The sequence below is a fragment of the Meridianimarinicoccus zhengii genome (genome assembly GCF_003254465.1).
In the GTDB taxonomy this organism is placed as follows: domain Bacteria; phylum Pseudomonadota; class Alphaproteobacteria; order Rhodobacterales; family Rhodobacteraceae; genus Meridianimarinicoccus; species Meridianimarinicoccus zhengii.
Map to the genome: position 1 here is coordinate 1 of NZ_QDFI01000203.1, position 631 is coordinate 631.

At 75.9% G+C, this 631-nt stretch carries 1 protein-coding gene; it reads left to right on the forward strand.

Annotated elements, in window-relative coordinates; genetic code table 11:
- The coding region (locus tag DDE13_RS22630; RefSeq protein WP_162631212.1) for an FAD-dependent oxidoreductase at positions 1-631 on the forward strand (631 nt) is incomplete at both ends.

The window sequence follows — 631 nt, forward strand, 5'->3', positions numbered from 1 at the left end:
GGCGGCGCGGCGCGAACTGCGCGCCGCGCTCGACGCGCACGGCGTGCGGCTGATCCAGAACGCGGGGGTCGCCGCGGTCGATGGCACCGGCGTGCACCTGGCCAAGGGCCGGATCGTGGCGGCGGATTTCGTCACCGGGGCCGCGGGCGCGCGCCCCCATGGCTGGATCGCCGACAGCGGGCTTGCGGTCACGGGCGGGTTCATCGACGTGGACGACCGGCTGCGCAGCATCTCGCACCGCCAAGTTTACGCTGCGGGGGATTGCGCGCACATGACCTTCGCGCCGCGCCCCAAGGCCGGGGTCTATGCCGTGCGGCAGGCCCCGGTGCTCGCGCACAACCTGCGCGCAGCGCTGGCGGGCGGGATGCCGCGGCGCTACCGCCCGCAGCGCGACTACCTCAAGCTGATCTCGCTGGGCGGGCGGGAGGCGTTGGTCGAGCGCTCCGGCGTGACCCTGCGCGGGCCGTGGCTCTGGCGGTGGAAGAACCGGATCGACCGGGATTTCATGGACCGGTTCCGGCACCTGCGCCCGATGGCGCCCGCCGTCGTGCCGGGCGATGCCGCGCGGGGGGCACGGGCGATGGCGGGCGCGCCGCTCTGCGGCGGCTGCGGGGCCAAGGTGGGGCCGGAC